The sequence below is a fragment of the Microbacterium sp. NPDC064942 genome (assembly GCF_049545525.1).
GTDB classification, from domain to species: domain Bacteria; phylum Actinomycetota; class Actinomycetes; order Actinomycetales; family Microbacteriaceae; genus Microbacterium; species Microbacterium gawkjiense.
Genome location: NZ_JBMWDR010000001.1, coordinates 875,787 through 893,661, shown reverse-complemented (window position 1 = coordinate 893,661; position 17,875 = coordinate 875,787). Strand labels below are relative to the sequence as shown.

Sequence of the window (17,875 nt, the reverse complement as noted above, 5' to 3'; positions counted from 1 at the left end):
ACGAGAAGCCTCCGTGTGTTCGAGCTGCAGAACTAGACAGCTCCAACTCGACACCGGAGGCTTCTCCTACGTCAACAACGATCCGGGTCAGTACAGCTAGAGCGCAGGCTTCAGCCGCCCCCTCGTGCTGCCTCGCCGATTGCTAGTCGTCGAGGACGTGTCGTGGGCCGTCGGTTCCGATGACGAGGGCTCCGGCGCAGTGCGCCGAGACGCACTCGCGCCAACGCCGCGGCGAGCTCGCGTGCAGATCGGCCCGCCAGCGCGGCCGAGCAGGATCAGTTCATCGGCCACGATCCGATGCCGTCACCGCATCCGCTCCGGCTGGCGGTGCGGATGCTGCGCGGTGTCCGCGGCGCGCCAGCGCGATCGTCCAGGCGACGCCGGCGAGGAGCAGTAGCCCGCCGGCGGCATTCCACGCGACGTCATACGGCAGCAGCTCCCCCGCCTCGGCTCGCGCGGCGCGCGGCATGCAATGGGGGACGGCATCGACATGCGCCCAGGGTTGCACGGGTACGGATCCTGGCTATCGGCGGACGCTCAGATCCCCATGGCGCCCGAGGCATTCTGCGCTCGTCCGGACGTCCTTAACACTCCCGGCTCCGACACCACGTCCAAGACGCTCCACCGCGAATCGGAGAGCGATGGCGCGGCATGCGCCGGTACGACGCGGTCTCTTTGAAGCGACTCGATCGCCGGTCCGGGCCGCGGCGTCCTGCCGCTCCGGTGACGGCTCCCTCCGCCGGGGAGCTCAGCGCACTTGGCTTACCGCCACGCCGCCGGGCCGCCGGCGGGACGCATGACGTCCGGCTTCTCGGTACCAGCGCGCGCAGAAGAGCGCCACGATCGCGGCCTCGATCAGCTGCCCGCGTAGTACGTGAGCTGCGCGCCGGCTGCACGTCACCGACGGCATACAGGTCGGGAGGAGTGGCGAAGAGCGTCTTGGCGAGGATGCTGTGCGACGCCATCGTGGCGAGGGGTGCGACTGCGGTGATGAGGTGAGGCGCTCGATGCGGTGTCGAGTCGAGGCCGATGGCCGCGGTCGTCAGGAGGTAGCCCGCGAGGAGCAGGTGGGCGTGGACCGCCACGTGCACCAGCGAACCGGACTGCATCCAGCCGACCAGGGGTGTCGAATAGATCTGCCACAGTCCGCCGGCATTGAGACACGCTGCGGTGACGGCTCGCGTGTCGCCTCTCGCCTGGATGGACAGACGCGGGTCGGCGGGCGCCGCCCTCGCTCATCCACTCTTGTTCTCGAATACTCCTGGGGGTATAGTTGGATGCATCAGCGGGGACCGCGGATCGTGCCGGCACAAGCCTTCGGCCGACTCCCGCCCGCCCCGAGTCGCTTGGAGCAAGTCATGAGCTACGGCATCACCACGACAGTCGCCCTCCCCTTCGACGAAACGGTCACCGCGATCCGCGCGGCGCTCGCCACGCAGGGATTCGGCGTGCTGACCGAGATCGACATGGCGGCGACGCTCAAGGCGAAGCTCGATGTCGACATGCCCCCGCAGGTGATCCTGGGCGCATGCAATCCTCCGCTCGCGCTCCGCGCGCTCCAGGCGGAGGAGTCCATCGGACTGCTACTCCCCTGCAACGTCACGGTGCGCGACGCCGGCGACGGTACGTCGGTCGTCGAGGCGCTCGACCCGAAGGTCATGGTCGGCGTCACCGGGACGGAGGCGCTGCGAGCGGTCGCAGACGAAGCGGCGGACCGCCTGGGCGCAGCGCTGGCCGAAGTCGGCAGCGGCAACGAGTGACGGCGCGACTGCGCCTTAAGCACGAGAACGGGGAGGTCGAAGCATGTTGATGGGCAACTGGAGCGGCATGGGCAACTGGGGCGGCATGGGCCCCGGAATGGGGTGGGTGTTCCTGCTCTTGATGATCGCGGGCATCGCGGCGCTCGTCGTCCTGACGGTGCGGCTCGCGACCGGCGGTCTGAACCGCGGAGGCCACCGGCCACCGGAGCCGCGAGGCGGATCGGCGCGCGCCATTCTCGACGAGCGCTACGCGCGTGGCGAGATCGACCACGCTGAGTACGACGAGCGAGTCGCACGCCTGCGCGACGCTCCTTGATGGAGCCGATCACCCGCCGCCAGGCTCTGCTGCTGGGCGCCTGCGGCGCCGCGGGCGTGGTAGTCGGTGGGCTCGGGCTCAGCAGCACGGGTCTGCCCTGGACCTCGCCCGATGCAACGCCCTCCGGGCCGCTGGCCGAGCCGAGCTCGCTGCGAAGCCGCGGGGGCGTGCTCCGCACCGAGCTGGTCGCCGCGGAGCACGAGAACGAGATAGCCGGCCGCAGGGCGCTCGTGCTCGGCTACAACGGCAGCGTCCCGGCCTCGACGTGGCGCGTGCGCCCGGGCGACCGCATCGAGGTCCGCCTCGAGAACCGTCTTCGCGAGCCGACCAATCTCCACACGCATGGGCTCCACGTCTCCCCGACAGGGAACGGAGACAATCCCCTCATCAGCCTCGCACCCGGCGAGGTGTTCGATTACCGCTTCGACCTTCCTCCCGACCACCCCAGCGGCGTGTTCTGGTATCACCCCCACCACCACGGCAACGTCGCCGATCAGATCTTCGGCGGCCTCTTCGGTGCCATCGTGGTCGAAGGCGACGCGCTCCCGGTCGCCCGCGAGCGGGTGCTCGTGATCTCGGACATCTCGTTCGCCGGCGGAGCCGTCGCTGCCGCTTCGGAGGCAGATCGCATGATGGGCCGGGAGGGCGACTTCCTGATGGTCAACGGTCAACTGCTGCCCGAGATCGTCGCGCGGCCGCGGGAGCGGGAGCGCTGGCGGATCGTCAATGCCTGCACGGCGCGCTACCTCCGACTCGCGCTGCCTGGTCAGCGGCTGGAGCTCCTGGGCATCGACTCCGGGCACGAACCGCGGCCCCGCGCCGTCGATGAGGTCCTGCTGGCTCCCGGCAACAGGGCGGATCTCCTGGTGACGATGCAGGCCGGAAGTGCCCAGCTGCGCACACTCGGCTACGACCGGGGCGCCGCCATGATGGGCGGGATGATGGCCGGCGGGGGCAGCTCCTCCGGCCCGGCGCTGCTCGCCTTCGTCGAAGTTCGCGGGCCCGACGCCGCGGTGCTGCCCGCCGTGCCCCCGCGCGCGCCCGACGCCGACCTGCGCTCCCGCACTCCCGACGCGCTGCGCGAGATCTCCTTCACCATGACCATGGGGATGGGCATGCCGCAGCAGGGCGGGATGATGGCCCTGGGTTTCGACGGGCGCGCATTCGACGCGGGGCGCATCGATCTGCGCGTCGGCGCGGAGACCGTGGAGGAGTGGACGATCCGCAACCCCACGCCGATGGATCATCCGTTCCACCTGCACGTCTGGCCGATGCAGCTGATCCAGGTGAACGGATCGGCGATCGACGGCACCCAGTGGCGGGACGTCGTGAACGTCCCGGCTCAGGGCTCGGTCGTGGTGCGCATCGACTTCGCACGGTTCACGGGCCTCACGGTCTACCACTGCCACATCCTCGATCACGAGGACCTAGGGATGATGGGAACGGTCAAGGCTGCATGAGCGGCGGCCAGCTGCTGGACACCGAGGTTCGCTACCTCACCGAAGACGACGAGTCGATCGATAGCCGGAGCGTTCGACCAGTTCAAGTCCGGTGGGCGACGGACCTATTTCCGTCCCCACTCTCCAATCAGTCACTTGCGTGGGCTCCCTCATCAGCGCCTGCCCAGCACGCTTACAGGGCACCGAGGCCAGCTCTCGAGCGTGCAGCCCTTCGCGGGGTACCCTCAGCGCATGCCATGCCCATGACCCCCCGCCGAACTGGCTGCACAACTCGGCCACGATGACGACGGGCGCGCAATCCGCGCCTTCTTCGTTACCCGACGACGGACGCGGGCACTTCAGCATACATCCCCTGCAAGCTGACGCCCGAGCAGGCCGAACGGGTGCGCGAGCGCTACGTCGCAAGGGCTGTCTGCTGTCGATGCCGCGCGGTGAGATAGAGCCGGTGCGCGGTGATGACGACCGCGAGCCAGCCCACTCCCAACATCCATGCGACGAGCACGTCGGTGAACCAGTGGTGGCCGAGGTAGATGCGGCTGATGCCGATGCTGACGGCGAACACCACGGCCACGGCGATGGTCGCGACCTGGACGACACGGCTCGACTGCCGCAGGAGCAGCATGTAGGCGATCGCGCCCGCAATCGCTGTGGCGTTGAGCGTGTGCCCACTTGGGAACGAGGGCGAATGCTCGAACGGTGGCACGGCGTCGTTGAACCCCGGCCGCACCCGCGCGACGAGTCCCTTGCCGACGACCGTCATCAGCAGCGATCCCACGCCCGCGGCCCCGATGATCAGAACCGGCGCCCAGTTGCGGCGACGCAGCGTCAGCACGACGATGGCGAGCACGGCGATGATCGGCATCACGATCACGCCGCCGATGTTCGTGTACCACGTCACCGCCGTATCGAGCCACGGCGACCTAACCGTCACGAACGCCGGACGGTCCAAGCCTGCGACGCCGTCGGATTCTGTCACCGCGTCGTAGACCCAGGCCGCCGCGAGCGTCGCGAGCGCTGCGACCACCGCGCCGACCGCCAGGATGAGGACGAGAGCCGCGTGAGGCCCGAGCAGCTCGCTCAGGCGGTGGACCATCAAAGCGCCGACCCGGCCGGCGCGCGACGGCCAACGGGTCAGATCCTTCGTGCCCAGGTGGCGCTCGACCTCGACTTCCGCGTCGGGACCCGTCTGCTTCGGGTCCTCGCGATCCCGCTGCATCGATGCTCCTGTCCGCCGGCCTGGAGCGATCCTGGCACGGCGTTCCCGATCGAGCACGCCTGCGGCGCTCGCACCTGAGAGCGCTCTCAGGTGGTCTCAGAGTCGCCACAGTGCCGGACCGGGAGTCTCATCACATCGACTCGATCACCGGGTCGGCCCGGACCGGCAAGGGTTCGGAAACCGAACAGGAGCACACCATGAAGAACCTCAAGAAGAAGGCAGCCGTGACCGGCATCATCGCCACGACGCTCGCCTTCGGTGGAGCCGGCCTCGCCATGGCGGCGAACCCCGACAGCACGCAGCCGTCGTCCTCGGCGACCGACGAGCAGGAACCGTCGTACACGGGCACCGTGCAGGCGCCGCAGGACGCGACCTCCCCCGACGGCACCGACACGGAGCTGTCCGAGGCCGACGAGGCCGCGAGCCTGCAGAGCCTCGCCACGGTCACGCCCGAGGAGGCGACGGCAGCAGCGCTCGCAGCGGTGCCCGGCACCGCCGGCGACGCGACGCTCGAGGACGAGAACGGCTACGTCGTCTACGAGGTCCAGGTGACCGCGGCCGACGGCTCCGTGATCGAGGTCAAGGTCGACGCCGGCGACGCGAGCGTGCTCGCGCAGGAGGCTGACGAGCCCGAGTGCACCGACGAGGCCACCGAGAACGGCACCGAGCAGCAGGACGAGACGGGCGAGAACGGCGCCGAAGACCCCAACACCTGACCCCCGACCACCGCCGGCGGAGCAACGCGCTCCGCCGGCGCTGTCGCACGCTCAGCGTCAGTCCGATGAATCAGGAGAATCACACGTGCCCGACGTCTTCCTCGCAGGCCTGCTCGACCCGGTCTCGCTCCTCACCGGAGCAGGGCCGTGGGTGCTGCTCGCCCTCGCCGCCATCATCTTCGTCGAGACGGGACTGCTGTTCCCCTTCCTGCCGGGCGACAGCCTGCTGTTCGCCGCCGGACTGCTGAGCCCGCAGCTCGGCCTTCCCATCCCGCTCGTGCTGGTCGTCGCGGCGGCCGCAGCCATTGCCGGCGATCAGATCGGCTACCTGCTGGGTCGGCGCTACGGTCGGCGGCTGTTCTCGCCTGACGCGAGGATCCTCAAGTCCTCATATCTCGAGCAGGCGGACGCGTTCTTCCTCAAGCACGGCGCGAGAGCGCTCGTGCTGGCTCGCTTCGTGCCGATCGCGCGCACCTTCGTTCCACCGGTCGTGGGAATGTCCCGCCTGCCGTACCGCACCTTCGTCCTCTGGAACGTGCTCGGGGCGGTCGCGTGGGTCGCGATCGCCGTGCTCGCCGGGCGGTGGCTCGGCGGCGTGGCGCGGGTCGCGCACAACGTCGACGCCATCGCCCTTGCGGTCGTCGCGATCTCTGTCGTCCCGCTGGTGATCGAGGTGGTGCGCGCTCGCCGAGCGGCACGCCTGCGCGACGCGGACTGAACGACCACGGGAGTGGAGCGCGGCAGTCACAATGGAACGCATGCGGGTGCTGCTTGTGGAGGACGAACGACGGCTGGCCGAGGCGGTCCGACACGGGCTGATCGCCGAGGCGTTCAGCGTCGACTGGGCCGACAACGGCATCGACGGACTGTGGAAGGCCAAGGAGCAGCAGTACGACGTCGTGGTGCTGGACATCATGCTGCCGGGCCTCAACGGCTACAAGGTGTGCGAGGGCATGCGCGCAGCCGGCATCTGGACGCCCGTGCTGATGCTGACGGCGAAGGACGGAGAATACGACCAGGCGGATGCCTTCGACCTGGGTGCCGACGACTACCTGATCAAGCCGTGCTCGTTCATCGTGCTCGTCGCGAGGCTGCGAGCGCTCGTGCGCCGCGGCGCGCCGGAGCGGCCGGTCGCGCTCAGCGTGGGCGACCTTTCGCTGGATCCGGTGCGCCACCGCGTCGAGCGCGGCGGGACGGAGATCGCGCTCACGCCGCGGGAGTTCGGGCTGCTCGAGTTCTTGATGCGGCACCCCGGCGAGGTCGCCACGAAGACGCAGATCGTGGAGGCGGTCTGGGACGCGGCCTACGAGGGCGACCACAACGTGGTGGAGGTCTACATCGGCTACCTGAGGAAGAAGATTGACCAGCCGTTCGGACGCACATCGATCAGGACGGTGCGCGGTGTCGGCTATCGACTCATAGCTCGGGACTGACCTCTCGAGTCCGGGTCCGTCCGCGTCGTCACGCCCGGCGTCACGCCTCGCGCTGCCGCGGCAGCGTGACGCGCAGCGCAGCTCCGGTGCCGCTGTCGACGACCTCGACCTTGTCGCCGTGAGCGAGCACGATCTCCTTGACGATCGCGAGGCCGAGTCCGGTGCCGCCCTCGTCGCGGGCCCTGCTCTCGTCCAGCCGCACGAAGCGGTCGAACACGCGCTCCCGGTCGGCGGCGGGGATGCCCGGCCCGTCGTCGCGCACTTCGATGACGGCAATGCCGGCCTCGGCTCGCACACTCAGCGCCACCACCTCGCGCGCGTGCCGCACGGCATTGTCGACGAGGTTCCGGACGGCCTGGGCCAGCTGAGGCGACGACCCAGAGACGCGCACCGCCTCGATCCTCGCCTCGACCGTCAAGGCGGTGGTGGAGCGGATGCGGTCGCGCTCGGCCGCGAGCAGATCGTCGAGGTCGACGTCATGCTGCTCTCGGGCGAGCCCCCGCTCGTCAGCTCGGGCGAGCAGCAGCAGCCCGTTCACGAGCCGCTCCATCCGTGTCGCCTCCTCGACGAAAGCCTCCGCGGCGGTCCCAGAGAGCGCCCCGTCGGGATGGGCGACGACCGTCTCCCCCATCGCCTTGATCGTGGCGATCGGGCTGCGCAGCTCGTGGCTGGCGTCGGCGACGAACCGCCGCTGCGAGAGCTGAGCCGCCTCCAGCCGCCCCAGCATCCCATTCATCGTCACGGCCAGCCGGCCGATCTCGTCCTGCGCCGCGGGGACGGGCACGCGCTCGGTCAACTGCCGTCCGCCGATCGCGGCCACCTTCGCACGGATGGCCTCCACCGGCTGCAGCGAGCGACCAACGAGCCAGTACGTCGAGACAGCGACGACGAGCACAAGGATGGGGTAGCCGATCGCCAGCAGCGGCAGCACTGCGGCCGTGCTCTCGTCCACCGACTCGAGCGACTGCGCGACGAGGACGGTGTACGTCCCGGTCGGCGTCCCGATGGCGGCGCGCGCGACTCGGTACGCCTCTTCCTCCTCCACCGGCAGCGTCGCATCGTCCCAGACGATCCCGTCGGCGGGGTCGAGGGGCTGGCCGAGCGCAGGCTCACCTTCCAGGTCGGCCGACTGGCTCGCCACGTCGCCGTCGGCGGTGAGGATCTGCACGACCGTGCCCTGGCGCGACGCGCTCTGCGCGGTCGACCCTAGCGACCGCGCCAGCGCGTCGGCGCTCGTTCCAGCCGGGATCGCCTCGAGCTCGACGAAGACCTCCTCGACGCGGTCCTGCACCGACGCCTCGACACTCGCGCTCAACGAGCGCCGCAGCAGCAGTACGAGCGCCGCCGAACCCAGCGCGAGCGCGACGGCGACGATGATGGTGGCGGCCAGCGCTGCTCGGGCTCGAACCCCGATGACGCCGCGCAGCGGCTCCGGCGCGCGAGACGAGCTCGTGCTGGTGCCGTGATTCATCGCTCCGCCCTTGCCATGGCCGAACGATATCCCAGCCGATTCAGCGGTGTGCTCGCGCCTGAGAGCGCTCTCAGGTGGCCAGGTCGGCCCGGATCGGCAGCGGTCCGCCGTGCCGCTCAGCCAATGGACGCGGGCACCTCGTAGTCGGTTGCGGCTAGGTCCAGCTCATCCGGTCCCGAATCGGCGTCGACGATCGAGACGGCGCTCGGACGTCAGACTGCTGAACCTGGGCGATGCTCATAGCCACGTCCTTCGCCTCCGGTGCGCTGAAACGGGCGCGCCAGACCTGCGCATCCACGGCGAGGCGCACCACCGCTCCATCGCGTTCGGCGAGCGGCTCAACAGCTCCGAGGCGAGCCAGGATGCGGCCCATCACCGGATCGTTGGGTTCGACGAGCATAGACCGCGCCATTCGCGCCGTTCGTTCGTCGGTCGCCAGTTCACTCAAGCTCGGCATCGTCGGTTCCTCTCGGCGTTCGTCACCGACGACGTGCGCCGACAGCCCTGGGGGATCAGCGGCGCGGAGGTGCGTTATGAACCGTCGCTGGCGTCGTCCATGATGAGCCCAGCCTCGACCAGCGCCGCTCGCACGGCCGTGCGGTGGACACCCATCCGGCGACCGATCGCCCGCATCGAGACTCCCGCTCGCGCAAGGCGCACGGCCTCCGCTTTCTCATCAATGCCGAGCCCGGGCCGACGGCTCGGTACGTTGCGACGACGGAGGTGGGAGAACACCGTGGCACGATGGATTCCGTACCGCTCCGCGAGGTGCTTGACGCCCATCCCGGCCAGGTAGTCGCCCACGAGAGCGTCCACCTCAGCAGCGGTCAGAAAAGTTTGAGCCGTCTCGACAGTCCTTACGACTGGCCCCCGATCGTCCCTCGGAGCGCTACTCAGGGGACGCCGCGAGACCTCGTACACACCACGATTCATGCGGTTGACTAGGGTCTTCGTCTTCGGGGAGGAGTTGCCGAACGTGCTACCCAGGCACCCCATGCTTTCCCCTCATGAGGCGCGATCGTGATCGAGATGGATGCCGAGGCCTTCGAGGACCTCGTGGCGTCCGAACTCGACGCCCTGCCCGATGAGATGGTCGCCGGTCTCGACAACGTCGTCTTCGTCGTCGAGGACCGCCCCGAGGACGGATCCCTCGATCTGCTCGGACTGTACGACGGCCTCGCCCTGACCGAGCGCGACCGGTACGGAATGGGAGATCTCCCCGACCGCATCATCGTCTACCGCGAGCCGCACCTGGATGCGTGCGACGACCTCGATCAACTCCGCGACGAGGTGCACACGACGCTCGTGCACGAGATCGCCCACTTCTACGGGATCGACGACACACGACTGCACGAACTGGGATGGGCGTGACATGAGCATCGCGAGTCCCGACCTCGACGAACAGGTCGACCTGCAGGCATCCACCTCGGGTCCCTGGCAGACGGTCGTCTGGAACGACCCGGTGAACCTCATGAGCTACGTCGTCCACGTCTTCCGCGAGTACTTCGGGTACTCCCGTGAGAAGGCGCACAGGTTGATGCTGGCGGTCCACCACGACGGGCACGCCGTCGTGGCCGAAGGGTCGCGGGAGCAGATGGAACTCCACGCGCAGGCGATGCACGACTACGGACTCTGGGCGACCGTGCGCGAGGCGGGATCGTGACCGGCCGGCGGGTGAGCCTCGAGCTCACGCTGCTCGAGGCGGCGCACCTGTCGGACCTCCTCGCGCAGTTCGAAGAGGTCGTGGCCGAGCGGGACGCTCGCGATCCCGCCGTCCGCCGGCTCGTCCCCGATGCCTACCGCGACGACGCCGACGCGGCCGCGGAGTTCCGCCGCCTCACGCAGGACGACATCCTGGAGCGACGGCTGACGGATGCCGGGGTGGTGCGCGCGTCGCTGCGCCGGGACGGACGCGACCTGGCCCCTGCGGAGCTCGACCGCACCCAGGCCGAGGACGCGCTGGTCGTCGAGCTGACGCCGGAGGTCGCCGGCGCCTGGCTGCGGACCCTCGCCGCGCTGCGGCTCGTGCTCGCGGAGCGGCTCGGCGTCACCGGCGAAGACCACGACGGCGACGGGGATCCCCGCTTCGGGGTGTACGAGTGGGTCGGGTACCGACTCGACGTGCTCGTCCGCGCCCTCGACGATTGACGGAGGATCAGGGCAGGGCGACGACGATCCGCGCGAGCTCCGCCGGTCGGTTCTCGCGCAGGTGCGCATCCTCCTGCGTCGCCCACCGCTCCCAGTGCGGGCGATAGGCATCGCCGTCGCGGGCGAGGGCGCGCGCCTTGCGCGCGGCATCCGGTGCCTCCAGCCAGACCGTGACGTCCGCGAGAACGGCGGATGCCGCGGTGAGGACGCCGGCTCCTTCGACGATGACCACCGGGGCGGGCTCGACCGTCGCGTGACGTCCCGACGGTCTGTCGCGGGACCAGTCCCAGAGCGGCCACCGGGCGGGCTCACCGCGCCGGAGCGGCGTCAGGACCCGCTCGTGCACGATGTCGGTCGCCGCCCGCAGTCCGTCCCACCCCGGGTAGACGTCGTCGAGCCGCACGACGGCCGCATCCGGGAACCGCCCGGCCAGCGTGTCGGCGAAGGTCGATTTGCCGGCACCCGAGCGTCCGTCGATCAGGACGACGACCGGGACGCCGGACGCCGCGGTCACCGCGTCGGCGACCCGCTCGATCCCCGCCGCTGCCGCAGTGGTGAGGGAGGGATCAGCGGGTGAGGGCACGGATGACGCGGCTGAGCGCCCGTCCGGCGACCCACACGAAAGGGATCCCGACCGCGAGGAGCGAGACGAGGTTCGGCTCGAACCGCAGGTCGTCGCCCTTGCGGATGTAGGCGCCGACCGGGATCGCGGCACCTCCGCCACCGCCGCCGCCGCCGTTGGGGTCCTCCCCCGCGCCGAAGCCCGACCAGGTGAGGGCGACGGGGATGAGCCGGATGCCGTCGACGTCCTGCTGCTCGCCGTAGACGCTCGTGACACCGAGGGACGCGAATTGCTTGCCGAGTTCGAGAGGGAGGTTGGCCATGACGACCACGCTAGCCGGTCGCATCACCACGCACAGGGGCTTGCGCGTGACGCGTCCTCACTCCTGCACCGGTCGCGGGTTGGTCGGCAGCGCATTGACGTCGCGTCTGGGGCCGAGTGTGCTCGCCCTCGTCACGGCGCCGCGCCCGAAGCGCGAGCGCGCGTCGTCGAGTGCGGCGTCGACGCGGCGCCACTCGGCATCGTCGTCCCACAGTGCGAGGCCGCCCACGCCGTCGGCGGTCAGCTTCTCGCCGCGCACGCCGATGAGGCGCACGGGTTGCACGAGATCGATCTTCGAGAAGAGGTCGAGGGCGACGTCGCCGATCCGTTGGCCGACGTTGGTGGGCTCGGGGACGCTCACCGACCGCGACAGCGTCGTGAAGTCGGAGAACCGCACCTTCACCGCGATCGTGCGGGCCTCCCACCCGCCCGCGCGGAGGCGGCTCGCGACCCGGTCCGACAACCGCCGGAACTCGCTCCGCAGCGTCGCGACGTCGGACACGTCCTCGAGGAAGGTCTCCTCGTGACCCACGCTCTTCTCGGTGTGCTCGGTCTGGACGGACCGCGGATCGATCCCGCGGGCCAGCTGCGACACCCGGGCCCCCATCGCCGGTCCCAGCGCCCGGTCGAGGACGCCCCGGGGCGTGTTCAGGATGTCCGACACCATCCGGATGCCGCGGGCCTCGAGCGCCTCGGCAGCTTTCGGTCCCACGCCCCACAGCGCGCCCACAGGGCGCGCCGCGAGGAACGCCTGAGTCTCCGGCTCACTGACGATGAGGAGCCCGTCGGGTTTCGAGACGGTCGAGGCGATCTTGGCGACGTGCTTCGTGGCGGCGACGCCGATGCTGCACGTCAGTCCCGTCTCGTCGAGCACGCGACGTCGGACCATGCGGGCGATCTCGCCGGGACTCCCCCACAGCCGGCGCGCGCCGCTCACATCGAGGAACGCCTCGTCGATCGAGAGCGGCTCCACGAGCGGGGTGACGTCGCGGAAGATCGCCATGACCTTCTTCGACAGCTCCGAGTAGCGCTCGAACCGCGGCACGACGACGATCGCCTGCGGGCACAGCTGCAGGGCGCGCCCGACCGACATGGCGGAGCGCACGCCGAAGCGCCGGGCCTCGTACGAGGCGCTCGAGACGACGCCGCGCCCCTCCATGCCGCCGACGATGAGCGGCTTGCCTGCCAGGGACGGGTCGTAGAGGACCTCGACCGACGCGTAGAACGCGTCCATGTCGACGTGGAGGATGCGGGTGCCGGTGTCGTCGGCGCCGTCGGGCGAGACGATCCGCCCCGTCCCGTCACCGCGTCCCATACGTCCATTGTCGACGATGCCGCCGACACCGGTACGGATCCGGGGCCGACGGCATCGTCACGGCGTCACTGGCCGGCGCGCTCCAGGATGAGCTCGCGGACACGGGCGGCATCCGCCTGGCCCTTCATCGCCTTCATGACCGCACCGATGACGGCGCCGGCCGCCTGGACCTTGCCGTCCTGGATCTTCGCCAGCACGTCGGGCTGGGCGGCGAGGGCCTCGTCGATCGCGGCGATGAGCGCCCCGTCGTCCGAGACCACGGCGAGACCGCGGGCGTCGACGACCTCCTGGGGCGTGCCCTCCCCCGCGATGACGCCTTCCAGGACCTGGCGGGCCAGCTTGTCGGTGAGGGTGCCGGCATCCACCAGCTTCTGCAGCTGCGCCACCGACTCCGGCGACATGAGGGCGGCGGGCTCGGTGCCCTGCGCGTTCGCGATGCGGGTGATCTCGCCCGTCCACCACTTGCGGGCGGATGCCGGTGACGCGCCGGCGGCGATCGTCGCCTCGACCTCGGCGAGCAGCCCGCCGTTCGCGACGTCCTGGAACTCGAGGTCAGTGAACCCCCACTCCGCCTTCAGCCGGCGCCGGTACACCGCCGGAGCCTCGGGGAGCGCCGCGCGGAGCTCTTCGATCAGCTCTGCGGACGGCTCGACGGGGAGAAGGTCGGGCTCGGGGAAGTAGCGGTAGTCGTCGGCATCCGACTTGGGACGACCCGGCGAGGTGCGCCCGGTGTCCTCGTGCCAGTGCCGCGTCTCCTGCGTGATGGTGCCGCCGGCGGCGAGGATCGCGGCCTGCCGCTGGATCTCGTAGCGCACGGCGCGCTCGACCGAGCGCATCGAGTTGACGTTCTTCGTCTCGGTGCGGGTGCCGAGCTTCTCCTGTCCGCGCGGGCGCAGCGAGACGTTCGCGTCGCAGCGGAGGTTGCCGCGCTCCATGCGGGCCTCGGAGATGCCGAGCGAGCGCACGATGTCGCGAATCGCGGCGACGTAGGCCTTGGCGACCTCGGGTGCGCGGTGCTCCGTGCCGAAGATCGGCTTGGTGACGATCTCGACGAGGGGCACGCCGGCGCGGTTGTAGTCGACGAGCGAGTACTCGGCGCCCTGGATGCGACCGGTCGCGCCGCCCATGTGGGTGAGCTTGCCGGCATCCTCCTCCATGTGCGCGCGCTCGATCGGCACGACGACCACATCGCCGCCCTCGAGCTCGATCTCGACGCTGCCCTCGAAGGCGATGGGCTCGTCGTACTGCGAGATCTGGTAGTTCTTGCCGAGGTCCGGGTAGAAGTAGTTCTTCCGCGCGAACCGGGACGACGGCGCGATCGAGCAGCCGAGGGCGAGGCCCAGGCTGATCGAGTACCGCACGCCGGTCTCGTTCACGACCGGCAGCGACCCCGGCAGACCCATGTCGACGGGCGCGACGAGCGTGTTGGGTGCCGCATCGTGGTTCGCCTCGTTCGCGGGGTTGCCGGCGGGCGAGAACATCTTGGTCTCGGTGTTGAGCTCGACGTGGACCTCGAATCCGAGGACGGGCTCGAACAGCTCGAGCGCGGTGTCGAAGTCCATCAGCGCGTCCTTGGCCATCAGCGGGCTCCTCCGAGGATCGGGGCGCGGTCCAGGATCGGACCGCCCCAGCTGTCGACGAGCAGCGCCTCGAGCGCCGCCCCCACGCGGTACAGTCGCGCGTCCTCGCGGGCGGGAGCGACGAACTGGATGCCGACGGGCAACCCGTCCTCTTCCGCGAGGCCCGAGGGGATCGAGATGCCGGGGACGCCGGCGAGGTTGACCGGGATGGTCGTGACGTCGTTGAGGTACATCTGCAGCGGGTCGTGAAGCTGCTCGCCCAGGCGGAACGCGGTCGTCGGCGCGGACGGCGTCGCGATGACGTCGACCTGCGCGAACGCCTCGTCGAAGTCGCGCTGGATGAGGGTGCGGACCTTCTGCGCGCTGCCGTAGTAGGCGTCGTAGTAGCCCGCCGAGAGCGCGTAGGTGCCGAGGATGACGCGGCGCTTGACCTCGTCGCCGAAGCCGGCGTCGCGCGTGGCGGCCATGACGTCCTCGACGGTGCCGCCGGGCACGTTCACCCGCATCCCGAAACGGACCGAGTCGAACTTCGCCAGGTTGCTGGACGCCTCCGCCGGGAGGATCAGGTAGTACGCGGCGACGCCGTACTCGAAGTGCGGTGCGCTGATCTCGACGATCTCGGCGCCGGCGGCCTCCATCGCGGCGAGGGACGCGCGGAAGGATGCCGACACGCCGGACTGGAAGCCGGAGTCGTCGAGCTCGCGGATGATGCCGACCTTCAGACCCTTGAGGACCTCGCCGGTCGCGCCCTCGCGGGCGGCGGCGGCGAACGACGGCCAGGCGTCGGTCAGCGACGTCGCGTCGTGCCGGTCGTGCCCGCCGATGACGTCGTGCAGGAGCGCCGAGTCGAGGACGGTGCGCGAGACGGGACCGACCTGGTCGAGGCTCGAGGCGAGGGCGATCGCGCCGTAGCGGCTCACACCGCCGTATGTGGGCTTCATACCGACGGTGCCGGTGACGTGCGCGGGCTGGCGGATCGAGCCGCCCGTGTCGGAACCGAGCGCGAGCGGTGCTTCGAAGGCGGCGACCGCAGCGGCCGAACCGCCGCCGGAGCCGCCGGGGATCCGATCGAGGTCCCACGGGTTGCGGGTCGGGCCGTACGCCGAGTGCTCGGTCGACGAGCCCATCGCGAACTCGTCCATGTTGGTCTTGCCGAGCGGGACGAGGCCCGCCGCCCGGGACCGTGCGACGACGGTCGCGTCGTAGGGCGACATGTAGCCCTCGAGGATCTTCGAACCGCTCGTGGAGGGCATGTCGGTCGTCACGAGGACGTCCTTGATCGCCAGGGGCACGCCGGCCAGTTCGCCGAGCTCCTCGCCGGCAGCGCGGCGGCGGTCGATGTCGGCCGCGACCTCGACCGCGTGGTCGGAGACGTGGAGGAAGGCGTGCACGTCGCCGTCGACGGCGGCGATGCGGTCGAGGTGGGCCTGGATGGCCTCGACGCTCGAGAGCTCGCCGGAACGCAGCTTCGCGGAGAGGTCGGCGGCGGTCAGCTTCAGGATGTCGCTCACTGCTCCTCCCCCAGGATCGCGGTCACGCGGAACCGGCCGTCGGCGGCATCCGGTGCGTTCTGGAGCACTTCGTCGACGGTCAGCATGTCGCCGGGGACATCGGGACGGAAGACGTTGCGCAGCGGGATCGGGTGGCTCGTCGCGGCGACCTCGGGGGTGGCGACTTCGGACACCTTGGCGATGTTGTCGACGATCGCGTCGAGCTGGCCGGTGAGCCGCTCCACCTCCTCGTCGCTCAGCTGGATCCGGGCGAGCACGCCGAGATGGCGCACGAGATCGGGGGTGATTTCAGACACCCCGACAGTCTAGTTCGGCCCGGTCGCCCTCCCGAGCCCGCGCCGACCCGCGCCCTAGGCTGGGGGCGTGACCGATTCGCCCTCCGCCGATCGCCCGTGGCTCTCCTCGTACGGTGACGGCGTCCCCCTCGACCTGCCGCCCATCGACGGGTCGTTGATGGATCTGCTCGATGAGTCCGCCCGCGACTACCCGGACGCGCCCGCCCTCCAGTTCTTCGGCCGCGAGACGACCTACGCGGCCCTGCACGACGCCGTGGACCGGGCGGCCGCGGGGCTGCGCGATCTCGGGGTGAACAAGGGCGACCGGGTCGCGATCGTCCTCCCCAACTGCCCGCAGCACATCATCGCGTTCTATGCCGTCCTGCGACTGGGTGCGGTCGTCGTCGAGCACAACCCGCTCTACACCCTGCGGGAGCTGCGGGCGCAGTTCCAGGACCACGGCGCGCGGCACGCCATCGTGTGGGACAAGGTCGCGCCGACCGTGCAGGATTTCCCCGCGGACCTCCGCGTCGAGGCGCTCATCGCCGTCGACGTCACGCGGGCGCTGCCCCTGCACACGCGCCTCGCGCTGCGGCTGCCCGTGAAGAAGGCGCGGGAATCGCGTGCCGCGTTGACCTCGCCGGCGCGCGGTGCGCTGTCGTGGGACGACCTCGTGAGGACGCCCGCCCTGGCGGCATCCCACCCCGGTCCGCAGACCGACGACCTCGCGGTCCTGCAGTACACCTCGGGGACGACGGGGACGCCGAAGGGGGCGATGCTGACGCACCGCAACCTGCTCGCCAACGCCCGGCAAAGCCAAGCGTTCATCCCGGCCGTGCAGCGCGGGGACGGATGCGTCTTCTACGCCGTCCTGCCGATGTTCCACGCCTACGGGCTCACCCTCTGCCTCACCTTCGCCATGTCGATGGGGGCGCGTCTCGTGCTCTTCCCCAAGTTCGACGCCGACATGGTGATCGATGCGATCAAGAAGCACCCGCCCACCGTCCTCCCGCTCGTCCCTCCCATCGCCGAGCGGCTGCTCGCGCGGGCACGCGAACGCGGCGCGTCGATCCGCGGCATCCGGATCGGTGTCTCGGGGGCGATGGCCCTTTCCCCTGCCCTCGTCGAGCCGTTCGAGGAGGCCACCGGCGGTTACCTCATCGAGGGTTACGGCCTGAGCGAGTGCTCCCCCGTCCTCATGGTCAACCCGCCCGCCGACAACCGGAAGGCGGGCACCATCGGCATCCCGATCCCAGGAACGGACGCGCGGGTCGTCGACCCCGACAACCCGTCGCGTGTCCTCGGCGACGGCGAGCCGGGCGAACTCGTGGTGCGGGGACCGCAGGTGTTCTCGGGGTACTACGGTAAGCCGGAGGAGACCGAGAAGGTGCTCGTCGACGGCTGGTTCCGCACCGGCGATATCGTCGAGCGCGACGCCGACGGCTTCTTCCGCGTGGTCGACCGCCTCAAGGAGCTGATCGTCACCGGCGGCTTCAACGTGTCGCCCTCCGAGGTCGAGGCCACGCTCCGACAGCACCCGCAGGTGGCGGATGCCGCCGTCGTCGGTCTCCCCGACGCGCACAGCGGCGAGCAGGTCGTCGCCGTCGTGATCCCCGCCCCGGGGATGAGCGAAGTCGACGTCGAGGACGTCCGCGCGTTCGCCCGCACCCGGCTGACGCCCTACAAGGTGCCGAAGCGGATCGAGACGGTCGACGAGCTGCCGCGCTCGCTCATCGGCAAGGTCCTGCGCCGACAGGTGCGCGACGCGCTCCTCGCGAAGGACGCCTGAGC

The 17,875-nt window shown here is 70.3% G+C and carries 22 protein-coding genes; 10 read left to right on the top strand and 12 right to left on the bottom strand.

The genetic code is table 11. The features are described 5' to 3' along the window. Positions 1-280: 280 nt before the first annotated feature. Positions 281-469: a hypothetical protein gene (locus ACPEH2_RS04375; protein WP_033107197.1), complete on the bottom strand. Its 189-nt coding sequence runs from the start codon at positions 467-469 to the stop codon at positions 281-283. Between the two features lie 115 nt (positions 470-584). Continuing rightward, positions 585-1,202, bottom strand: coding sequence for a cytochrome c oxidase assembly protein (locus ACPEH2_RS04370; protein ID WP_359917869.1), 618 nt, complete (start codon positions 1,200-1,202; stop codon positions 585-587). Between the two features lie 156 nt (positions 1,203-1,358). On the opposite strand from ACPEH2_RS04370, the gene ACPEH2_RS04365 reads away from it, so the two are divergent. Genes ACPEH2_RS04365 through ACPEH2_RS04355 form a run of 3 tightly spaced genes read left to right on the top strand, consistent with a single transcriptional unit; the run spans position 1,359 to position 3,536 of the window. Further along, a complete protein-coding gene (locus ACPEH2_RS04365; protein ID WP_359917840.1) occupies positions 1,359-1,760 on the top strand; it encodes a DUF302 domain-containing protein in 402 nt (133 codons plus the stop codon). A 43-nt stretch (positions 1,761-1,803) separates the two neighbouring features. Beyond that, positions 1,804-2,076 (top strand): SHOCT domain-containing protein, encoded by a 273-nt coding sequence (locus ACPEH2_RS04360; RefSeq protein WP_359917838.1) that lies wholly within the window; start codon positions 1,804-1,806, stop codon positions 2,074-2,076. Next, positions 2,076-3,536: a multicopper oxidase family protein gene (locus ACPEH2_RS04355; protein ID WP_016465078.1), complete on the top strand. Its 1,461-nt coding sequence runs from the start codon at positions 2,076-2,078 to the stop codon at positions 3,534-3,536. Before ACPEH2_RS04360 ends, ACPEH2_RS04355 begins: the two co-directional genes overlap by 1 nt. Before the next feature lie 394 nt (positions 3,537-3,930). On the opposite strand, the gene ACPEH2_RS04350 is transcribed toward ACPEH2_RS04355, so the two are convergent. Next, the gene (locus tag ACPEH2_RS04350) at positions 3,931-4,752 is read right to left on the bottom strand and encodes a phosphatase PAP2 family protein (protein ID WP_016465077.1); all 822 of its coding nucleotides are present in this window, start codon (positions 4,750-4,752) and stop codon (positions 3,931-3,933) included. Between the two features lie 197 nt (positions 4,753-4,949). Between ACPEH2_RS04350 and ACPEH2_RS04345 the strand changes: the two genes are divergently transcribed. The 3 genes from ACPEH2_RS04345 (at position 4,950) to ACPEH2_RS04335 (ending at position 6,901) form a co-directional block, all read left to right on the top strand. Continuing rightward, complete coding sequence (locus ACPEH2_RS04345; protein WP_016465076.1) at positions 4,950-5,468, top strand: PepSY domain-containing protein; 519 nt, start codon at positions 4,950-4,952, stop codon at positions 5,466-5,468. An 85-nt stretch (positions 5,469-5,553) separates the two neighbouring features. Beyond that, positions 5,554-6,186, top strand: a complete 633-nt coding sequence (locus ACPEH2_RS04340) for a VTT domain-containing protein (RefSeq protein WP_359917836.1) — start codon at positions 5,554-5,556, stop codon at positions 6,184-6,186. Between the two features lie 40 nt (positions 6,187-6,226). Further along, entirely contained in the window at positions 6,227-6,901 is a 675-nt protein-coding gene (locus tag ACPEH2_RS04335) for a response regulator transcription factor (protein WP_033107200.1), read from the top strand. A 40-nt stretch (positions 6,902-6,941) separates the two neighbouring features. Here ACPEH2_RS04335 and ACPEH2_RS04330 read toward each other — a convergent pair whose 3' ends face one another. From ACPEH2_RS04330 to ACPEH2_RS04320, 3 genes are all read right to left on the bottom strand, one after another. Next, the gene (locus ACPEH2_RS04330; protein ID WP_359917834.1) at positions 6,942-8,372 is read right to left on the bottom strand and encodes a sensor histidine kinase; all 1,431 of its coding nucleotides are present in this window, start codon (positions 8,370-8,372) and stop codon (positions 6,942-6,944) included. Between the two features lie 154 nt (positions 8,373-8,526). Next, the gene (locus tag ACPEH2_RS04325) at positions 8,527-8,829 is read right to left on the bottom strand and encodes a hypothetical protein (protein ID WP_228545768.1); all 303 of its coding nucleotides are present in this window, start codon (positions 8,827-8,829) and stop codon (positions 8,527-8,529) included. A 74-nt stretch (positions 8,830-8,903) separates the two neighbouring features. Further along, positions 8,904-9,188: a helix-turn-helix domain-containing protein gene (locus ACPEH2_RS04320; protein ID WP_177243847.1), complete on the bottom strand. Its 285-nt coding sequence runs from the start codon at positions 9,186-9,188 to the stop codon at positions 8,904-8,906. Between the two features lie 213 nt (positions 9,189-9,401). On the opposite strand from ACPEH2_RS04320, the gene ACPEH2_RS04315 reads away from it, so the two are divergent. Genes ACPEH2_RS04315 through ACPEH2_RS04305 form a run of 3 tightly spaced genes read left to right on the top strand, consistent with a single transcriptional unit; the run spans position 9,402 to position 10,520 of the window. Beyond that, positions 9,402-9,743, top strand: coding sequence for a metallopeptidase family protein (locus ACPEH2_RS04315; RefSeq protein WP_064002475.1), 342 nt, complete (start codon positions 9,402-9,404; stop codon positions 9,741-9,743). 1 nt (position 9,744) lies between these two features. Next, entirely contained in the window at positions 9,745-10,035 is a 291-nt protein-coding gene (gene clpS / locus ACPEH2_RS04310) for an ATP-dependent Clp protease adapter ClpS (protein WP_064001993.1), read from the top strand. Then, entirely contained in the window at positions 10,032-10,520 is a 489-nt protein-coding gene (locus ACPEH2_RS04305) for a DUF2017 family protein (protein ID WP_359917831.1), read from the top strand. Before clpS ends, ACPEH2_RS04305 begins: the two co-directional genes overlap by 4 nt. A gap of 7 nt (positions 10,521-10,527) precedes the next feature. On the opposite strand, the gene ACPEH2_RS04300 is transcribed toward ACPEH2_RS04305, so the two are convergent. The 6 genes from ACPEH2_RS04300 to gatC form a co-directional block, all read right to left on the bottom strand. Then, a complete protein-coding gene (locus ACPEH2_RS04300) occupies positions 10,528-11,103 on the bottom strand; it encodes a hypothetical protein (protein WP_359917829.1) in 576 nt (191 codons plus the stop codon). Beyond that, entirely contained in the window at positions 11,087-11,404 is a 318-nt protein-coding gene (locus tag ACPEH2_RS04295) for a hypothetical protein (RefSeq protein WP_064002474.1), read from the bottom strand. Before ACPEH2_RS04295 ends, ACPEH2_RS04300 begins: the two co-directional genes overlap by 17 nt. Positions 11,405-11,461: 57 nt before the next feature. Further along, positions 11,462-12,718, bottom strand: coding sequence for a DNA polymerase IV (gene dinB, locus ACPEH2_RS04290; RefSeq protein WP_253034418.1), 1,257 nt, complete (start codon positions 12,716-12,718; stop codon positions 11,462-11,464). 65 nt (positions 12,719-12,783) lie between these two features. Next, positions 12,784-14,298 carry an Asp-tRNA(Asn)/Glu-tRNA(Gln) amidotransferase subunit GatB gene (gene gatB, locus ACPEH2_RS04285; RefSeq protein WP_423718296.1) on the bottom strand — a complete coding sequence of 505 codons (1,515 nt, stop codon included), beginning with the start codon at positions 14,296-14,298 and terminating at the stop codon, positions 12,784-12,786. Then, entirely contained in the window at positions 14,298-15,809 is a 1,512-nt protein-coding gene (gene gatA / locus ACPEH2_RS04280; protein WP_359917825.1) for an Asp-tRNA(Asn)/Glu-tRNA(Gln) amidotransferase subunit GatA, read from the bottom strand. Before gatA ends, gatB begins: the two co-directional genes overlap by 1 nt. After that, entirely contained in the window at positions 15,806-16,105 is a 300-nt protein-coding gene (gene gatC / locus ACPEH2_RS04275) for an Asp-tRNA(Asn)/Glu-tRNA(Gln) amidotransferase subunit GatC (RefSeq protein ID WP_251580976.1), read from the bottom strand. Before gatC ends, gatA begins: the two co-directional genes overlap by 4 nt. Positions 16,106-16,172: 67 nt before the next feature. On the opposite strand from gatC, the gene ACPEH2_RS04270 reads away from it, so the two are divergent. Beyond that, complete coding sequence (locus ACPEH2_RS04270; RefSeq protein ID WP_359917823.1) at positions 16,173-17,873, top strand: long-chain-fatty-acid--CoA ligase; 1,701 nt, start codon at positions 16,173-16,175, stop codon at positions 17,871-17,873. Positions 17,874-17,875 lie beyond the last annotated feature (2 nt).